This is a genomic window from Amycolatopsis sp. cmx-11-32, assembly GCF_047608695.1.
Taxonomy (GTDB): domain Bacteria; phylum Actinomycetota; class Actinomycetes; order Mycobacteriales; family Pseudonocardiaceae; genus Amycolatopsis.
Genome location: NZ_JADNQN010000003.1, coordinates 701258 through 716733, shown reverse-complemented (window position 1 = coordinate 716733; position 15476 = coordinate 701258). Strand labels below are relative to the sequence as shown.

The following is a 15476-nucleotide window of genomic DNA, read 5'->3' as shown; positions in this document are numbered from 1 at the left end:
ACTGACCGGCAGCGTGAGGGCCTCTGGTTCGGCGAAGTTGGCCCGTAAGTTTGCAGGTCGAGAGCCATTAAAGCCTAAAGTGACCATCAGCTACATAGGGTTACTATTCACGGATGGTCAGAGCGTGACACGGCATCGGGGCAGGGGAATCAAACCCGGTCATCGGGCGCTTACATGTGGCGTGAAGAAGATTGGTTTCCTCTCGTTCGGCCACTGGTCGGCGAGCGCGCACTCCGAGACCCGGTCCGCCGCCGACTTCCTGCATCAGTCGATCGATCTGGCCGTCGCGGCCGAGGAGCTCGGTGTCGACGGCGCTTACTTCCGCGTGCACCACTTCGCTAGGCAGGCGGGCAGTCCGTTCCCATTGCTGTCGGCGATCGGTGCCCGGACCTCGAAGATCGAGATCGGTACCGGCGTGATCGACATGCGTTACGAGAACCCGATGTACATGGCCGAGGACGCCGGCGCCGCCGACCTCATTTCCGGCGGCAGGCTTCAGCTCGGTGTCAGCCGGGGATCGCCGGAGCAGGTGATCGACGGGTGGCGTTACTTCGGGTACGGCCCGGCGGAGGGGGAGACCGCTGCGGACATGGCCCGGCAGCGCACCGAGGTCTTCCTCAAGCTGCTCGACGGCGAGGGCTTCGCGCAGCCGAACCCGCGCCCGATGTTCGCCAACCCGCCGGGGCTGCTTCGGCTCGAGCCGTACTCCGAGGGACTGCGTGAGCGCATTTGGTGGGGTTCCAGCTCGAACGCGACGGGTGTCTGGGCCGCGAAGCTGGGCATGAATCTGCAGAGCTCGACGCTCAAGGACGACGAGACGGGTGAGCCGCTGCACGTCCAGCAGCGCAAGCAGATCGAGGCCTACCGCGAAGCGTGGAAAGAGGCAGGCCACACGCGCGAGCCGCGGGTGTCCGTGAGCCGCAGCATTTTCGCGCTGACCAACGACCTGGATCGCGCCTACTTCGGCCGCGACCGCGACTCGCGTGATCAGGTCGGCATGATCGACGAGACGACCAGGGCGATCTTCGGGCGTTCTTACGCCGCCGAGCCGGATGAGCTGGTGCGAGAACTCAAGGGGGACGAGGCGATCCAGGCGGCGGACACCTTGCTGCTGACCATCCCGAACCAGCTCGGTGTCGAGTACAACGCGCACGTGCTGGAGAGCATCCTCACTCACGTTGCACCGGAGCTCGGCTGGCGCTGAGAATGCGCGATTCGGCCGATGGGCAGGGGCGCTGGGCCTGGTTAGAATCGAAGTATTCCCTGCCCATCGGAGGGTCCCATGAGACTGCCCCGATTCCGCTGTCTGCTCGGCCTGGTCCTGGCCTTCTGCCTCGCTATGCCACCCCTGGCTCGGGCGGACGCTCCCGCTCCGCTCGGGGGCGGGAGCCTGTTGCAGACCAGCGTCTCGTCTCGGTGCACTGCCGGATTCGCCGCGGTCTCGGGGAACATCGGCTACTTGATCGCGAGTTCCGTCTGTGGCAAGCCTGGTGACACCGTCCGCAGCGCGGGCCGCGTGGTCGGGGTGGTCACGGCGGCGCAGTTCCCGCCGAACGGCGCGATCGTCATCCGGGTGACCAATACGACCGACTGGCGGCTGGTGGGATCGATCCCGCCCACCGACGGCCGGGTGACGATCACCGGGTCGACCGAAGCCCCGGTCGGCGCCTCGGTGTGCAAGTACGGCACGACCACCGGCTGGCGGTGTGGCGTCATCCAGGCGAAGAACCAGACGATCACCTTCCCCGAGGGCACGCTGACCGGCCTGACCCGGACGTCCGTCTGCGCCGAGCCCGGTGACAACGGTGGGCCGTTCGTCAGCGGGACGCAGGCCCAAGGCGTGCTGATCGGCGGGAGCGGGAACTGCTCCAGCGGCGGCACCACGTACTTCCTCCCGGTCAACCGGGTCCTGTCGGCCTACCGGCTGACTCTCCTCACCGGAACCTCCTGACGGTCGTCGGGAGGGCAGGACCCGCGGATACGGGGGAGGGGAGTGGCGCGCGAACGCCAGGGCGGTCGTCACCGGTGTTTCCCGGACGGCGTCGAAGATCGTCTGGTGCTCTGGGGCGAGCTTGCCCGCCTGGGCGTTCAGTGAGGCAGGGCCGGTCGATGGCCAGCTTTCGCCGGTCACCGCGACGGGTGCCGATGCCGAACGCGCGCCGGCACGGGAGAAGCGATCCCAGGCGCCCTGCCAGAAAACCTGCTCCGCGACGTCCTTCGGCCGGGGTCGGGTGGCGTCCAGTCAGCCGGGGATCTCGGCCAGCGCGTTCGCCAAGGCTTGCCTGGCCCGGCCCTCTCGGTGACGGCCTGAACCACCTTGACGAACCTGCCCGCGTTGGCCTCAGGATCGGTGATCCGCGCCAGTTGCGGCAGCGCGTATCCGAGATCGAGCCCGGAGTTCCAGAGCGCGGCCCCGGCCGGGAAGGTTGCCGCAGAAGGTCATCAGCCCGGCGCGGGTTTCGCTCGGCGAGCAGGTCGCGGTGATCGCCCGCACCGATTCGCCCGCCGCGATGGTCCGGCGGGGCGGGCCGACCGTGCGGCCGAACCAGCCTTGCAACCGGATCTGGTCGGTCAGTGCCTTCTCGATCGACCAGCCGCGTACGGCGCGGTACTGGGACGCGGCCAGCGCGATCCGAACCGGCTCCGGATAGGCCACGGAGTACCTGCCGTGACTCCACAGCACCAGTGTGCCGTTCCAGTTTTCCGGCACCTGGTGACCGGTCCGGCGGCTGAGGCATTCGGAGCCACCAGCCCCAGCAAGGTGATGCGACGAATAAGGAAGATCAGACCACGCCGCGCCATGACAATCACCCCGGCACCCATCCGGATTCCCGGCGCGGCTAGCTGAAGATCACCGACCGCAGGAGAAGCCTGTCCGAACCGCGCCCACCGTTGGGGCGCAGTGAAAAGTAGTCCTCTCCTGCGCAATCGCCGTCCTTGAACACCGCTGCCCGTGAATCGGTGTAGTTGCGCGGACGGAACGCGTCGACGTCCCAGTCGGCTATTTCGGGAATTTCGATGCATTCGCCGCTCGGCGGATCGATCAGGGTGCCGACCTGCACTTCCCCGTTCGCGGCGTAGTAGCGGTAGGTGAATTCGCCTTCGGCGGCGGATGCCGTCGCCGGAATCGTGAAACACAGGGCGATAGCACTGGTGGCGGCGAGGAAAACGTTACGTGTGCGCATACGGACGCGTCCTTCGGAGAGTCGGGATTCCTCGACGGTAAAGCGAACATCGAGGTCTCCGGTAGGTCTCACGACCACGTCCACTCGCCGGTGCCGGGTGCTCGACCTGATCGTGGGTGGACCGATCTCGGTCGGTGATCGATAGTGAGGGGCATGTACAGCGGCAATCCCGACGTCCCCGACGACGTGTTCGCGGACGTTCTCGGCCAGATCAACGACTTCGTGCGCACCCGCGTGCTGCCCAGAGAACTCGAGATCATGAATACGGACGCCATCCCGGCCGATTTACGGGCGCGTGCGGCGGAGATGGGGTTGTTCGGGTACGCGATCCCGCAGGAGTGGGGCGGGCTCGGACTGGACCTCGTGCAGGACGTCGAGGTGGCGATGGCGCTGGGCTACACGTCGTTGTCACTGCGGTCGATGTTCGGCACGAACAACGGCATCGCGGGGCAGGTACTGGTCGGATTCGGGACCGACGGGCAGCGGGACCGGTGGCTGCCCGGCATCGCGTCCGGTGAAGTGGTGGCGTCGTTCGCGCTGACCGAGCCCGGCGCCGGCTCGAACCCGGCGGGGCTGCGGACCAGTGCGAAGCCGGACGGCGACGGCTGGGTCATCGACGGCGGCAAGCAGTTCATCACCAATGCCACCGAGGCCGGTTTGTTCGTGGTGTTCGCGCGAACGAAGCCCGCGTCGGAGTCCGGCACCGGCATCGCGGTCTTCCTCGTCCCCGCCGACGCGCCGGGAATTCAGGTCGGCGCGAAGGACGCGAAGATGGGGCAGGAGGGCTCTCGCACCGCGGATGTCGCGTTCTCGCAGGTCCGTGTCGGCCCGGAGGCGTTGGTCGGCGGAGACGGCGACGTCGGCTACAAGGCGGCGATGACCTCGTTGGCCCGCGGCCGGATCCATCTGGCGGGCCTGGCTGTCGGGGCCGCGCAGCGAGCGCTCGACGAGTCGGTCGCCTATGCCGCCACCGCGACCCAGGGCGGGACGCCGATCGGGGATTTCCAGCTGGTGCAGGCGATGCTCGCCGATCAGCAGACCGGGGTGCTCGCCGGACGGGCGCTCGCGCGTGAGGCGGCCCGCTTGTACGTGACGGGTGAAGATCGCCGGATCGCGCCGTCGGCGGCGAAGCTCTTCTGCACCGAGATGGCGGGCAAGGCCGCGGATCTGGCGGTGCAGGTTCACGGCGGCAGCGGCTACCTGCGGGAGGTCGCGGTCGAACGTATCTACCGCGACGTCCGGCTGATGCGGCTCTACGAAGGCACCAGCGAGATCCAGCGCTTGATCATCGGTGGCGGGCTCGTGCGCGCCGAGAAGAAGAAGGCGTGACCCGTCACTTCATCGGCGCCCACAGGACTTAGGCCACAGCGGAGCCGACCCAACCTTCTTGACGAGACGGGCATTGCGGAACGGGGCGGTCTCGCTATACGGTGACAGAACTAGAACAGGTTATAGTTCTGGGACGGTGGGTGGACCGAGGAGCGGAAATGGCGAACAGGGCGCCGCGCGGCGACGAGGCCGATTACGTGGTCGTCGGATCGGGCAGCTCGGGGGCGGCGATCGCGGGCAGGCTGGCGGAGTCCGGTGCCAGCGTGATCGTGTTGGAGGCGGGTAAGAGCGACGAGAAGCTGCTCGTCAAGAAGCCGGGCCTGGTCGGCCCGATGCACGCGGTGCCACAGCTCAAGAAGCCCTTCGACTGGGGCTACTACTCGGTGCCACAGAAACACGTTCTCGATCGCCGGATGCCGGTGCCGCGCGGCAAGGTGGTCGGCGGCTCCAGTTCCATCAACGGCATGGTCTACGTCCGCGGCAACCGCGCCAACTTCGACTCCTGGGCCGCGGAGGGCAACAAAGGCTGGGACGCCGACAGCGTCAACGCCGCGTACAAGCGGATGGAGGACTTCGAGGACGGCGAGAGCGAGTTCCGGGGCGCGGGCGGGCCGATCAGGGTCACCCGCAACAAGCTTCCGCAGGAGGGCACGCTCCAGTTCATCCAGGCGACCGCCGACGCGATCGGCTGCGAGATCCTCGACGACTACAACGCCGAGTCGCAAGAGGGCGTCAGCCGGATGCAGCAGAACGCCGCCGACGGCCTGCGCTACAGCGCCTCGCGCGGCTACATCCACCATCTCGCGCCCGCGACACTGCAGGTCCAGTCCGGGGTGCTGGCGAAGAAAGTGCTGATCGAGAACGGCCGCGCCGTCGGTGTCGAAGTCGTCGACGCGACCGGAAGCAGGCGCACGCTGCGGGCAGGCAAGGAGGTCATCCTCTCGGCGGGCTTCGTCGGATCCGCGCAACTGCTGATGCTGTCCGGGATCGGCCACGCCGAACACCTGAAGGAGCACGGCATCGACGTCCTGGCGGACCTGCCGGTCGGCGACAACCTGCACGACCACATGTTCCACGCGCTGACGTTCCACGTGTCGTCGAGCAAGAACAAAGGCACACCGCCGTACTTCGCGCGCGGCCTCGTCAAGGAGCTGATGCGGCCCGGCACGTCCTTCCTGGCGCACTCGGTCTTCGAGGCGGTCGCCTTCCTCAAGACCTCCCAGGCCGCCGAAGTCCCGGACCTGCAGCTGCATCTCCTGCCGTGGGCGTACGTCACGCCCAACCAGGACGCGCCGATCCGGCACGACGTCGACAAGCGGCCCGCACTCACCGTGCTGACCACGCTGATCTACCCGAAGAGCCGCGGCACACTGCGCCTCGCTTCGGCCGATCCGACGGCGGCGCCGCTCATCGACTTCCAGTACCTGTCCGACCCGGCCGATCTCGAGGTGCTCGGCGAGGGTTCGGAGATGGTCCGCGAAATCTTCGCCTCGGGGGCGTTCAACGGGTCGATCAAGGAAGAGCTCCACCCGGGCAAGGGGTTGCGGGGCCAGGAGTTGCGTGACGCGATCCTGAATCGCGCGACCTCGGTGTACCACGGTGTCGGCACCTGCCGGATGGGCGTGGACGAACTCGCGGTCGTCGGTCCCGACCTCAAGGTCCGCGGCATCGAAGGCCTGCGGGTCTGCGACGCCTCGATCATGCCGTCGATCACCGGCGGCAACACCAACGCGCCGGCCATCATGATCGGCGAGCTGGGCGCGCGGCTCGTCCTCTCGGAGCCCGACGGCGGAGCTGAGACATGCCAGGGAAATTGACCCTACGCGTGAACCGGCCGCGGGTTCGCCAACAGCCACTCGGACAATCGACGGAAAGAGGGCCATGACCGTCACACCGCTCGCGCTCACCCGCCCGGCGTCGGTGACCGACGCGTTCCTGCGACGGCTCGTCACCAGGGTGCCGGGCTCGTCCGGCGCGACCTGGAAACTCACCGAGGTCTACACCGGCGACGTGCTCGTCGAGCTGCCCCAGTCGACACCCGACGACATCGAGCAGGCGTTCACCACCGCGCGCGCCGCGCAGGAGAAATGGGCCGCGACGCCACTCAAACAGCGGCTGGAGGTGTTCAAGCGGGCACACACGCTCTTCGTCGACAACGCGCCGATCGTCACCGACCTCATCCAGGCCGAGAGCGGCAAGAACCGCCGGATGGCGATCGAGGAGACCTGCGACCCGGCGATGGTGATGAGCCATTACCTCACGCGGGCCGCCAAACTGCTGGCGCCGACCAAACGCGGCGGTCCGGTTCCGTTCCTGACGACGTCGACCGAACTCCGGCAGCCCAAGGGCGTGGTCGGCATCATCGCGCCGTGGAACTTCCCGTTCGCCACCGGCATTTCCGACGCCGTCCCGGCGCTGATGGCCGGGAACGCGGTCGTGCTGAAGCCCGACAACAAGACGGCCCTCTCCCCGCTCTACGGCGTCGAGCTGCTGGAGAAGGCCGGGCTCCCGAAGGGCCTGTTCCAGGTGGTGTGCGGCGAAGGCCCGGACGTCGGCCCCACGCTCATCGACCAGGCGAACTACGTGATGTTCACCGGTTCCACGGGCACCGGCCGGGTGATCGGCGAACGGGCGGGCCGCAACCTCATCGGCTGCTGCCTCGAACTCGGCGGCAAAAACCCGATGATCGTGCTCGACGACGCCGATCTGGACGAGGCCGTACAGGGCGCGATCTTCGGCGCGTTCGGGAACACCGGGCAGATCTGCATGCACATCGAGCGGATCTACCTGCCTGAGTCGCGCTACGACGAGTTCAAGAACGCGTACGTGGCCAAGACCGCGACGCTCGATGTCCGCGCCGCTTACGACTTCGGGCCCGACATGGGGTCGCTCGTCTCCGTCGACCATCTGAGCCGGGTCAAGTCGCACGTCGACGACGCCGTGGCCAAGGGGGCGACCGTCCTTTGTGGAGGGAAGCCCCGGCCTGACCTCGGCCCGGCGTTCTTCGAACCGACGATCCTCGAAGGCGTCACGAAGGACATGCTCTGCGGGGTCACCGAATCCTTCGGACCCGTTGTCGCACTGCACAAGTACCGCACGGTCGACGAGGCCGTCGCGTTGGCCAACGACACCGAGTACGGCCTCAACGCGTCGGTCTGGGGCGGTGACGTCGGCGCCGCGCGTGCCGTGGCCTCGCGCATCGAGTCCGGTAACGTCAACATCAACGACATCCTGGCCACCGCGTACGCCGCCAAGGGCACACCGTCCGGCGGCGTCAAGAGTTCCGGCGTCGGCGCCCGCCACGGGGACCAGGGCCTGCTCAAGTACACCGACGTCAAGAACGTGGCGGTGCTCAAGAAACAGGTCATGGGTCCGCGCGGCGGCCAGACCTACGAAAAGTATGTCGAGGGCATGCTTTCCGGGCTGAAACTCATGCGTCGCTTCCGTATCCGCTAGACGTCGTCGGTGTGTTGGGGCGCGGCCAGCACACAGACGATACTGAGCACGCACATGCCGATCAGCAGCCCGATCGTCGGCCACACACTGCCGATCGCCTGGAACAGCAGGGTCGACACCAACGGCGAAAGGCCGCCGAAGAGCGCGCTGCCGGTGAGCCCGCCGACACCGCCGGTGCCCAGCGCCAAGCCCAGCACCGACGCGGGCTGCTCCACCAGCAGCATCGGCGTGATCACGGCGAAACCCAGGGTGTGGAAGACGTGGTCGATGACGAAGAACCGGAGCGCGGCGCGCAGGCCGGGGCGGCGGGTGATGAACTGCCGGCCGTTCCGGATTGCCGAGCGGAAGTTCTCCTCGCGCCGCCGGAACGACAGATTCGGGAAGCGGACGAACAACAGCGTGAGCGCCCCGGCGGCGAAGGTGCCCATGCCGACGAGCAGGCCCGCCGGATCCACGACGTCTGCGCCGCTTCCGGTGGTCCGGTGTGGTGCGGCGGAATGCACCCCGGCGACGTCTCCGCCTCGGACCGGTACTACGAATCCGACATCACCGAACCGTTCGTCCTGCGGGACGGGAACCTGCCCGTCCCGACGGGCCCCGGTCTCGGGGTCACACCGATCCCGGACGTGCTGGACGCGGTCACGACATCGGTGCGGGAAGTCAGCCGGCTCCGGCAAAACGGTTAAACGCGCCAAACCTTCGGAGGGATACACCGCAGATCCGCGCTCTTATCGTCGGAGGCCGACCGGGTTCGGACTCTCCTGTGAGGAGCGCCTGATGAAGATCGTGCGCATGATGGGCCTGGCCGTGCTGACGGCCTCCGCGTTGGTGTTGTCGATGACGGCGGCGTCCGCGCACGACCCCGAGACGGCCGAGGGGCAGGCGGCGGCCCGGACCTTCATGGCGGACCACGTCCCGGCCGAACGGCACGCCGTCACCGGCACCGCGGCTGGCGTGCCGTGTGTCGACGGCAAGGCCGACATCTATTCGTGCAAGAACGTGGACCTGCTCAGCGTGCTTCCGCTGTCCAGGCTCGGCGGTGGGAACGGCAACGACATCTGGGGCTGGACCGATCCTTCGTCCGGCAAGGAGTACGCCATCGTCGGGCGGACCAACGGCACCGCGTTCGTCGATGTGAGCACACCGACCTCCCCGAAGTTCCTCGGCAACCTGCCGTCCAACGGCGGCAGCAGTTCGTGGCGGGACATGAAGGTGTACAAGAACCACGCGTTCATCGTGGCCGACTTCATCACCGGGCACGGCATGCAGGTGTTCGACCTGACCCGCCTGCGCACGGTCACCACGCCGCAGACCTTCACCAACGACGCCCTCTACAAGGAATTCGGCCCCGCGCACAACATCGCGATCAACGAGGAGACCGGTTTCGCCTACGCGATCGGCTCCAACACCTGCAGCGGCGGACCGCATATCGTCAACATCCAGAACCCGAAGGCCCCGGCCAAAGCGGGTTGTGTGTCGCAGGACGGCTACACCCACGACACGCAGTGCGTCGTCTACCGGGGACCGGACGCGGCCTACCAAGGCAAGGAAATCTGCTTCAACGCCAACGAGGACACGCTGACCATCGTCGACGTCACCGACAAGGCGAGGCCGGTCCAGATCTCGCGCAAGGGCTACTCCGGCGCGCAGTACTCGCACCAGGGCTGGCTGACCGACGACCAGCGCTACTTCCTGCTGGACGACGAACTGGACGAGCAGCGCGGCACCGACAAGCGCACCAAGACCTACGTCTGGGACCTGGCCAAGCTGTCCGCTCCGGTGCACACCGGCGTCTACAGTTCACCCGCCACCGCGATCGACCACAACCAGTACATCAAGGGCCGCTACTCGTACCAGGCGAACTACCAGGCGGGCCTGCGCATCCTGGACGTCAGCGGGGTCGCGTCGGCGCGGTTGTCCGAAGTCGGCTACTTCGACATCTACCCGGCTGGCAACGCGGCGAACTTCAACGGGGCGTGGAGCAACTACCCCTACTTCTCCAGCGGCATCGTTCTCGTCAACGGTATCGAGCAGGGCCTGGTCGTGGTGAAGCCCAACCTCGGCGGGAAGTGACCGGGACCGATCGTGCGCAAACCCCGGTTCAGGGATTGGCTGTTCCTCGCACTGGCACTGGTGATCGGAGTCGCCGCGGTGGTCGTGGCGCTCCGCCCGACACCCGGCCCAGCCCACTCGGCCCACCGGCCGGTGGTCACGGCGGACCTGGTGCCCGCGGCGCACAGCGACGGGTTGTCGGAGGCGGAAAGCGGCTATCGGTTCGAGCGGATCACCACGCCCGACCGGCGGGGTCCCGAGGTCCCGGTCACGTTCCGCATCCTCGGCCCCGACGGGCGGCCGGTCACGCGATTCCTGGACAACCAGACCAAACAGATGCACTTCTTCGCCGTGCGGGACGACATGAACGTCTTCCAGCACGTGCATCCGACGTTGGACGGGGACACCTGGCAGACGAGCCTCACGCTGACCGACGGCGGCGCCTACCGGATGTTCGCCGAGTTCGTCCCGCTCGACACCTTGGACGCGCGGCATCCAGTGGTGCTCGGCGTCCCGTTCACCGTGCCCGGTGACACCACCTTCGTGCCGGTGCCCGCACCCGCCGCCGACACCGTGACGGCCACGGGTTACCGGGTGGCGCGGGCGGACGGGACGGCCCGGATTTCGGTGACGCGGGCGCAGGTTCTCCGTTTCGCCATCCGAGGCCCCGACGGCGCGCTGGTCACGACGGTCGACCCGCATCTGGGCGCGAACGGGCATATGACCGGGTTCCACAGCATGCTGCTGTCGGCCACACATCTGCATCCGGTCCAGCCGCTCGGCGCGGTGCTGGTCAACGGTGAGCTGACCTTCCACTCCCTGTTCTCGGATCGGGGGGAATACCGGCTGTTCCTGGAGTTCTCCCACGGCGGGCGGGTGCACACGGCCGCCATCACCGTCGCGGTGGACTGACCGGGACGACCTCGGTGATCTTCGGTGCCGGGCCTCCCGGCGCCCAGAGCAGCCGGACGCGGTCGGTCACGGCACCCCGAGGTCTCGGGAGCGCCGTCGACCTCCCCGAATCAGCCACTCAAGGCAACGCTCGGGATTCTTGGGTGGACTATGCGGCGTCGTCTTTCCGATTCCGCCTGACGAATCGGTCGCCGGACGACAGAATGGCTCCGTGCGGATACTTGGCGTCGTGGTCGCTCTTGTCCTACTCGGTGTCACCGGGTGCCAGTCCGATGTCTCCGGTAAACCGGAGCCCGACGGCGACGAGTTCGTGGTCAAAGACGGATCCCGGCTGCGGTTTCGGCCGGTCCTGACCGAGCTCCCTCCGCGTCCGCCGGGCCCGGCGACCGGCTCGGCGGCGAACCGCCAGACCACGGATCCCGCCGAACAGCAGGCTGCCGCGACGGCGCTGGACTGCTCGAAGGGGCCGGATCCTCTGGACGGCGGCGACGATCCGGCGCTCCCGTTGATCACCTGTGATCGCGAGGAGGGCACGAAGTACATCCTCGGCCCGGCGTTCCTCACCGGGGCCGACCTCAGCAAGGCGAACGCTCAGCTCGATTCCCGGTCGGGGGGCACGATCATCGGTCTCAGCTTCACTCCCGCAGGGGCGAAGACGTGGGCCGACTGGACCGCGGCGAACGTCGGCAAACAGGTCGCGATGGTGCTGAAGACCCGCGTCCTGACCGCGCCGATGATCCAGTCCGCCATCACCGGCGGGGAGACCCAGATCTCCGGCAAGTTCACCCTGCCCGAGGCCCGGCAACTGGCGCGGGACATCGCCGGCGGATGACCCGGCCTCCGGGGTCTGGTGAGTGTCCCCAATGCCACATTGGGACACTCACTCTTTCCCCGCCGCTGCCCAACCGCAAGTAGAGGACTAATTACGGGCGGGCGTGAGCGGAAGGGTGTCCGGCTGTCCTGAGGTCACCTTTCAGAACGTCGGGGACTGTGGCCTTCCGGACACCTGCGACGCGAGTCCAGCACCCAGCCGGCGTCGGAATACGATCGGCGACCCGGACGTTTGAGCGTTCAACTACTTGAGGAGTTGGACAATGGGTTACGAGATCCTGGGCACCCGTCAGGCGCCGTCCTTCGGCCTGGACACCTTCGGCGATGTGGAGAACGACGCGGACGACCAGCCGGTGAGCCAGGCCGAGGCCATCCGCCAGGTCGTGGCCGAGGGCGTGCTCGCCGACCAGGTCGGCGTGGACTACTTCGGTGTCGGCGAACATCACCGCGCGGAGATGGCGGTGTCCTCGCCGGACGTCGTCCTGCCCGCGATCGCGGGCCGGACCGACCGGATCCGGCTGGGCACGGCGGTCACGGTGCTCAGTTCGGACGACCCGGTGCGGGTGTACGAACGGTTCGCCACACTGGACGCTGTTTCCCGAGGCCGCGCCGAAGTCACGCTCGGCCGTGGTTCGTTCACCGAGTCGTTTCCCCTGTTCGGCTATTCGCTGGACGACTACGAAGCGCTCTTCGCCGAGAAGCTCGACCTGTTCACGCATCTGCAGGAGGAGAAACCGGTCGAGTGGTCCGGGACCGTCCGTCCCGCGCTGGAAGGCGCGCAGGCCTTCCCGGTCACCGAATCGGGGAGTCTGCCGGCCTGGGTCGGGGTCGGTGGCACCCCGCAGTCGGTGGTCCGCGCGGCCGCGTACGGCCTGCCGCTGGTGATGGCGGTGATCGGCGGATCGCCGGAGCGGTTCACACCGCTGGCTGACCTGTACCGGCGCGCCTTGAAGGAGGCGGGCCGCGCGGAGCTGCCGATCTCCATGCACAGCCCGGGACACGTCGCCGCGACCGACGAACTGGCGGTGGCCCAGCATTTCCCGCACCATCAGGCCGCCTTCGCCAAGATCGGCGCCGAACGGGGCTGGGGCCCGATGTCCCGCGCCGACTACGACGCCATGGCCGGGCCGCGCGGCGCGCTGTTCGTCGGTTCCCCCGAGACCGTCGCGCAAAAGATCGCCTGGGCGGTGCGGACCCTCGGCCTGTCGCGATTCCAGCTCAAGTACGGGGCCGGCGCGCTCCCGCACGAGCAGCGGATGGAATCGATCCGGCTTTACGGCGAGCAGGTCGTCCCGCGGGTGAAGGAGCTGCTCGGCACGGTCTAGCCTCGAAGCCGTGGTGTTCGACTCCGAGCGCCCTACCGCGGCTGGGAGGATTCCGGCTGGCAGTGCGGTTCGAGCACGTTCCCGTCGCCGAGGACCTGCGCATGCCCGCCGTCGCGAAGGCCGTCGTCGATCTGCGCCAAACCCCCGGCGGCGGGATACGGATCCGCTGGCACGGAACGTATCGCGCGCCGGGGCAGCGCGTGGTTCTTTCAGCGGTATTTCCGTCGCTTCACGCGGGAGACGGCGGCTGGGCTCGCCGCCAGCCCGGGCTAGTGAGGGATCCGCTGGGCGGCTTCCCGGTGGAACCCGGCGATCATCGCTTCGGTGCTCGGCGGGTTGAAGGGCTGCCCGAGCGTGCGCATGAGCGAGTTCACGCTGGGGCGGTACATCCCGGTCTTGCAGTAACGGGATCCCTCGAAGGCGCCGATCGTCCCGCCGTCGGGGGAGGGCTTGCCGAGCCAGGTGTACCACTTGGCGCGACGGTCCCGCATCTGCGTGGCGGTGAGGGCGGACGCGTTGGGCTCCCTGGGTTCGCGGGTTTCGCAGGTGCCGTAATCGTATTCGTCGGCGAGTCCGCCGATGGAGTGCCCGAGTTCGTGGGCGACGATCTGGCTGGCCTGGACGTTGCCGCCCGAGGAAGTCGCGACGCCGCCGCCGGCACCGCCGTACTTGGTGGTGTTCGCCAGCATGATGACCTGATCGACGTCCGGCGCGGCCGCGGCGTACTGGTTCGCCTTGGTCTCGTTGACGCACAACAGTCGCTCGATGCCGCCGCACCAGAAGTACGAGCCGAGCGCGGTGTTGCGCCGCACTCCCTGTGTCGGGTCGTTGGTGACGCCGGACTGGGCGGAGACGACGTCGACCTGCCAGAGGTTGAACTGTTTGCGGTAGCTCTTGTACGGCTCGACGGCGAACAGCGCCGCGATGCTGGACCGGACGTGCTGCGAATACGTGCCCAGCTGCGTTGAGGTGTAGCCGTCACCGACGAAGACCAGGTCGAAGGTGCTCTCGCTGGGGCCGTTGGTTTCGATCGGGGTCACCGCGGCGGCGCTCGCGATCTGCTGTGGCGCCGCTGTTCTGTCCGAAAGCGGCCGGGTGACGTCCACCCGGCTGATGGTTCCTCCTGGTTCGAAGGTCTCCATCGACGTCGTGAACCGGGGGGCCGGGGCCGCCGACGCCGTCGCGGGAACGAGGCCGGCGATGAGAGTTGCGGTCAGCGCGTACATGAGACATGCGCGTCGCATGCGTACTCCTTGCGGGGAGGGGAGGAAGGAGGGAGGGGAGAAGAGGAGTACGAAAAACGATCCCGACTTTCGACGGCTTCCGGCACATCCCAAGTGGCCATAAGGTCCGCGTGATGGATGTCGAGTTACGTCATCTGCGGGTGGTGTGCGCCGTGGCCGACGCGGGCAGCATCACGCGCGCGGCGATCGGCATCGGGAGCACCCAGCCCGCGTTGACCGCCGCCGTGCAACGGATCGAGCGCGCGTTCGGCGGAACGCTGTTCGTCCGCAGCCGGGAAGGGGTTGTGCCCACGGCGTTCGGCGAATGCGTGCTCGCTCGCGCGCGGACCGTCCTCGCCGCGGCGGACACGATGCACCGGGACGCGGCACGCTGGCTGGCGGACGGGGAGAAGCGTCCGGTCACGCTGGGCGGGATCGGCGGTTCGATGGTCGTCGAGCTGGCGGACCGGCTCGGTGATTCCGGCCGGGCGCAAGCGGTTTCGGTGACCACCGAGTTCTCGCCACTGCGGCTGCTGGATCTCGTGGCCTGCGGGCAACTCGACGCCGCCGTCGTCGCCGACTACCCCGGTCACGTCCTTCCCCCGGCGCCGGGGGTGGCGCTACGGGCGCTGGCCGCGCAACCGGTGTTCGTGGCGATCGCGGCGGACCATCCGGCCGCCCGCGGCGCCGAGATCGACCTCGCCGACCTCGCCGGGGAACGATGGGTGCTCGGGCCGTCCGACGGCGCCGGCTGGCCGGAGTGTTTCGAGGAAGCCTGCGCGCGGTCGGGATTCCGGCCCCAGGTCGCTCACCGGAGCACGGAACTCCGGCCACTGCAACGCCTGATCGCGGCGGGCCGGGCGACCTCCCCGTGCCAGGTGACCTTTCCCGCCACGCCGGGAATCGCGATCCGCGCTCTCACGGGAGATCCGTTGTGGATGCGGTATCTGATCGCTTGGAACACCGAAGGGGCGTTCGGCGGGAACAGCGACGTTCTGATCGCCGCGGCCGAGGCGGCCTACCGCTCCGACACCGACAGCAGCCACACCTATCGCCACTGGCTCGCCCGCCGCGGCGAGCCCGTCGCCGTCCGGCGTGCCATCGGGTGACCCCTGGTCGGGGAATTCCCCTTGTCGGGGCGGTGGTCCTAGCCTCGGATCACC

General features: G+C 68.1%; 15 protein-coding genes and 1 pseudogene. 11 read left to right on the top strand and 5 right to left on the bottom strand.

All coding sequences use genetic code 11. The features are described 5' to 3' along the window. The first annotated feature begins 181 nt into the window (after positions 1-181). Both ACM6LR_RS12195 and ACM6LR_RS12190 read left to right on the top strand, forming a co-directional pair. A complete protein-coding gene (locus ACM6LR_RS12195) occupies positions 182-1204 on the top strand; it encodes an LLM class flavin-dependent oxidoreductase (RefSeq protein ID WP_414943762.1) in 1023 nt (340 codons plus the stop codon). 78 nt (positions 1205-1282) lie between these two features. Continuing rightward, positions 1283-1951 (top strand): S1 family peptidase, encoded by a 669-nt coding sequence (locus ACM6LR_RS12190; RefSeq protein WP_414942678.1) that lies wholly within the window; start codon positions 1283-1285, stop codon positions 1949-1951. A 390-nt stretch (positions 1952-2341) separates the two neighbouring features. Here the strand turns inward: ACM6LR_RS12190 and ACM6LR_RS12185 are convergent, their stop codons facing one another. Then, entirely contained in the window at positions 2342-2710 is a 369-nt protein-coding gene (locus ACM6LR_RS12185) for a hypothetical protein (RefSeq protein ID WP_414943761.1), read from the bottom strand. A 130-nt stretch (positions 2711-2840) separates the two neighbouring features. Then, positions 2841-3269: a hypothetical protein gene (locus ACM6LR_RS12180; RefSeq protein ID WP_414943760.1), complete on the bottom strand. Its 429-nt coding sequence runs from the start codon at positions 3267-3269 to the stop codon at positions 2841-2843. 69 nt (positions 3270-3338) lie between these two features. On the opposite strand from ACM6LR_RS12180, the gene ACM6LR_RS12175 reads away from it, so the two are divergent. The 3 genes from ACM6LR_RS12175 to ACM6LR_RS12165 all read left to right on the top strand — a co-directional run bounded on the left by ACM6LR_RS12175 (position 3339) and on the right by ACM6LR_RS12165 (position 7970). Next, positions 3339-4514 (top strand): acyl-CoA dehydrogenase family protein, encoded by a 1176-nt coding sequence (locus tag ACM6LR_RS12175; RefSeq protein WP_414942888.1) that lies wholly within the window; start codon positions 3339-3341, stop codon positions 4512-4514. A 158-nt stretch (positions 4515-4672) separates the two neighbouring features. After that, positions 4673-6331, top strand: a complete 1659-nt coding sequence (locus ACM6LR_RS12170; protein WP_414942889.1) for a GMC family oxidoreductase — start codon at positions 4673-4675, stop codon at positions 6329-6331. Positions 6332-6395: 64 nt separating this feature from the next. Continuing rightward, positions 6396-7970 carry a succinic semialdehyde dehydrogenase gene (locus ACM6LR_RS12165; RefSeq protein ID WP_414943759.1) on the top strand — a complete coding sequence of 525 codons (1575 nt, stop codon included), beginning with the start codon at positions 6396-6398 and terminating at the stop codon, positions 7968-7970. Here ACM6LR_RS12165 and ACM6LR_RS12160 read toward each other — a convergent pair. Further along, complete coding sequence (locus ACM6LR_RS12160; RefSeq protein WP_414943805.1) at positions 7967-8473, bottom strand: hypothetical protein; 507 nt, start codon at positions 8471-8473, stop codon at positions 7967-7969. The genes ACM6LR_RS12165 and ACM6LR_RS12160 overlap by 4 nt on opposite strands. Here ACM6LR_RS12160 and ACM6LR_RS12155 point away from each other — a divergent pair. The 5 genes and pseudogenes from ACM6LR_RS12155 to ACM6LR_RS12135 form a co-directional block, all read left to right on the top strand. Then, positions 8375-8656: pseudogene (locus ACM6LR_RS12155) on the top strand (o-succinylbenzoate synthase); the annotation flags it as partial. The gene ACM6LR_RS12160 and the pseudogene ACM6LR_RS12155 overlap by 99 nt on opposite strands. 91 nt (positions 8657-8747) lie before the next feature. After that, complete coding sequence (locus tag ACM6LR_RS12150; RefSeq protein WP_414943758.1) at positions 8748-10043, top strand: choice-of-anchor B family protein; 1296 nt, start codon at positions 8748-8750, stop codon at positions 10041-10043. Positions 10044-10055: 12 nt separating this feature from the next. After that, positions 10056-10934 carry a hypothetical protein gene (locus tag ACM6LR_RS12145; protein WP_414942892.1) on the top strand — a complete coding sequence of 293 codons (879 nt, stop codon included), beginning with the start codon at positions 10056-10058 and terminating at the stop codon, positions 10932-10934. 229 nt (positions 10935-11163) lie between these two features. Further along, the gene (locus tag ACM6LR_RS12140) at positions 11164-11766 is read left to right on the top strand and encodes a SecDF P1 head subdomain-containing protein (protein ID WP_414943757.1); all 603 of its coding nucleotides are present in this window, start codon (positions 11164-11166) and stop codon (positions 11764-11766) included. A 262-nt stretch (positions 11767-12028) separates the two neighbouring features. Then, a complete protein-coding gene (locus tag ACM6LR_RS12135) occupies positions 12029-13090 on the top strand; it encodes an LLM class flavin-dependent oxidoreductase (RefSeq protein ID WP_414943756.1) in 1062 nt (353 codons plus the stop codon). Between the two features lie 32 nt (positions 13091-13122). Here the strand turns inward: ACM6LR_RS12135 and ACM6LR_RS12130 are convergent, their stop codons facing one another. Then, positions 13123-13263, bottom strand: coding sequence for a hypothetical protein (locus ACM6LR_RS12130; protein WP_414942895.1), 141 nt, complete (start codon positions 13261-13263; stop codon positions 13123-13125). A 96-nt stretch (positions 13264-13359) separates the two neighbouring features. Then, entirely contained in the window at positions 13360-14334 is a 975-nt protein-coding gene (locus ACM6LR_RS12125; RefSeq protein ID WP_414942896.1) for a M64 family metallopeptidase, read from the bottom strand. A 113-nt stretch (positions 14335-14447) separates the two neighbouring features. Between ACM6LR_RS12125 and ACM6LR_RS12120 the strand changes: the two genes are divergently transcribed. Next, on the top strand, positions 14448-15422 hold the full coding sequence (locus tag ACM6LR_RS12120) for a LysR family transcriptional regulator (protein ID WP_414942897.1): 975 nt from the start codon (positions 14448-14450) through the stop codon (positions 15420-15422). Positions 15423-15476 lie beyond the last annotated feature (54 nt).

Excerpts from the sequence above, each read along its gene's own strand:
- ACM6LR_RS12175 (WP_414942888.1), top strand. The coding sequence starts at position 3,339 with ATGTACAGCGGCAATCCCGACGTCCCCGACGACGTGTTCGCGGACGTT.
- ACM6LR_RS12190 (WP_414942678.1), top strand. The coding sequence starts at position 1,283 with ATGAGACTGCCCCGATTCCGCTGTCTGCTCGGCCTGGTCCTGGCCTTC.
- ACM6LR_RS12150 (WP_414943758.1), top strand. The coding sequence starts at position 8,748 with ATGAAGATCGTGCGCATGATGGGCCTGGCCGTGCTGACGGCCTCCGCG.
- ACM6LR_RS12165 (WP_414943759.1), top strand. The coding sequence starts at position 6,396 with ATGACCGTCACACCGCTCGCGCTCACCCGCCCGGCGTCGGTGACCGAC.
- ACM6LR_RS12125 (WP_414942896.1), bottom strand. The coding sequence starts at position 14,334 with ATGCGACGCGCATGTCTCATGTACGCGCTGACCGCAACTCTCATCGCC.
- ACM6LR_RS12120 (WP_414942897.1), top strand. The coding sequence starts at position 14,448 with ATGGATGTCGAGTTACGTCATCTGCGGGTGGTGTGCGCCGTGGCCGAC.
- ACM6LR_RS12170 (WP_414942889.1), top strand. The coding sequence starts at position 4,673 with ATGGCGAACAGGGCGCCGCGCGGCGACGAGGCCGATTACGTGGTCGTC.
- ACM6LR_RS12135 (WP_414943756.1), top strand. The coding sequence starts at position 12,029 with ATGGGTTACGAGATCCTGGGCACCCGTCAGGCGCCGTCCTTCGGCCTG.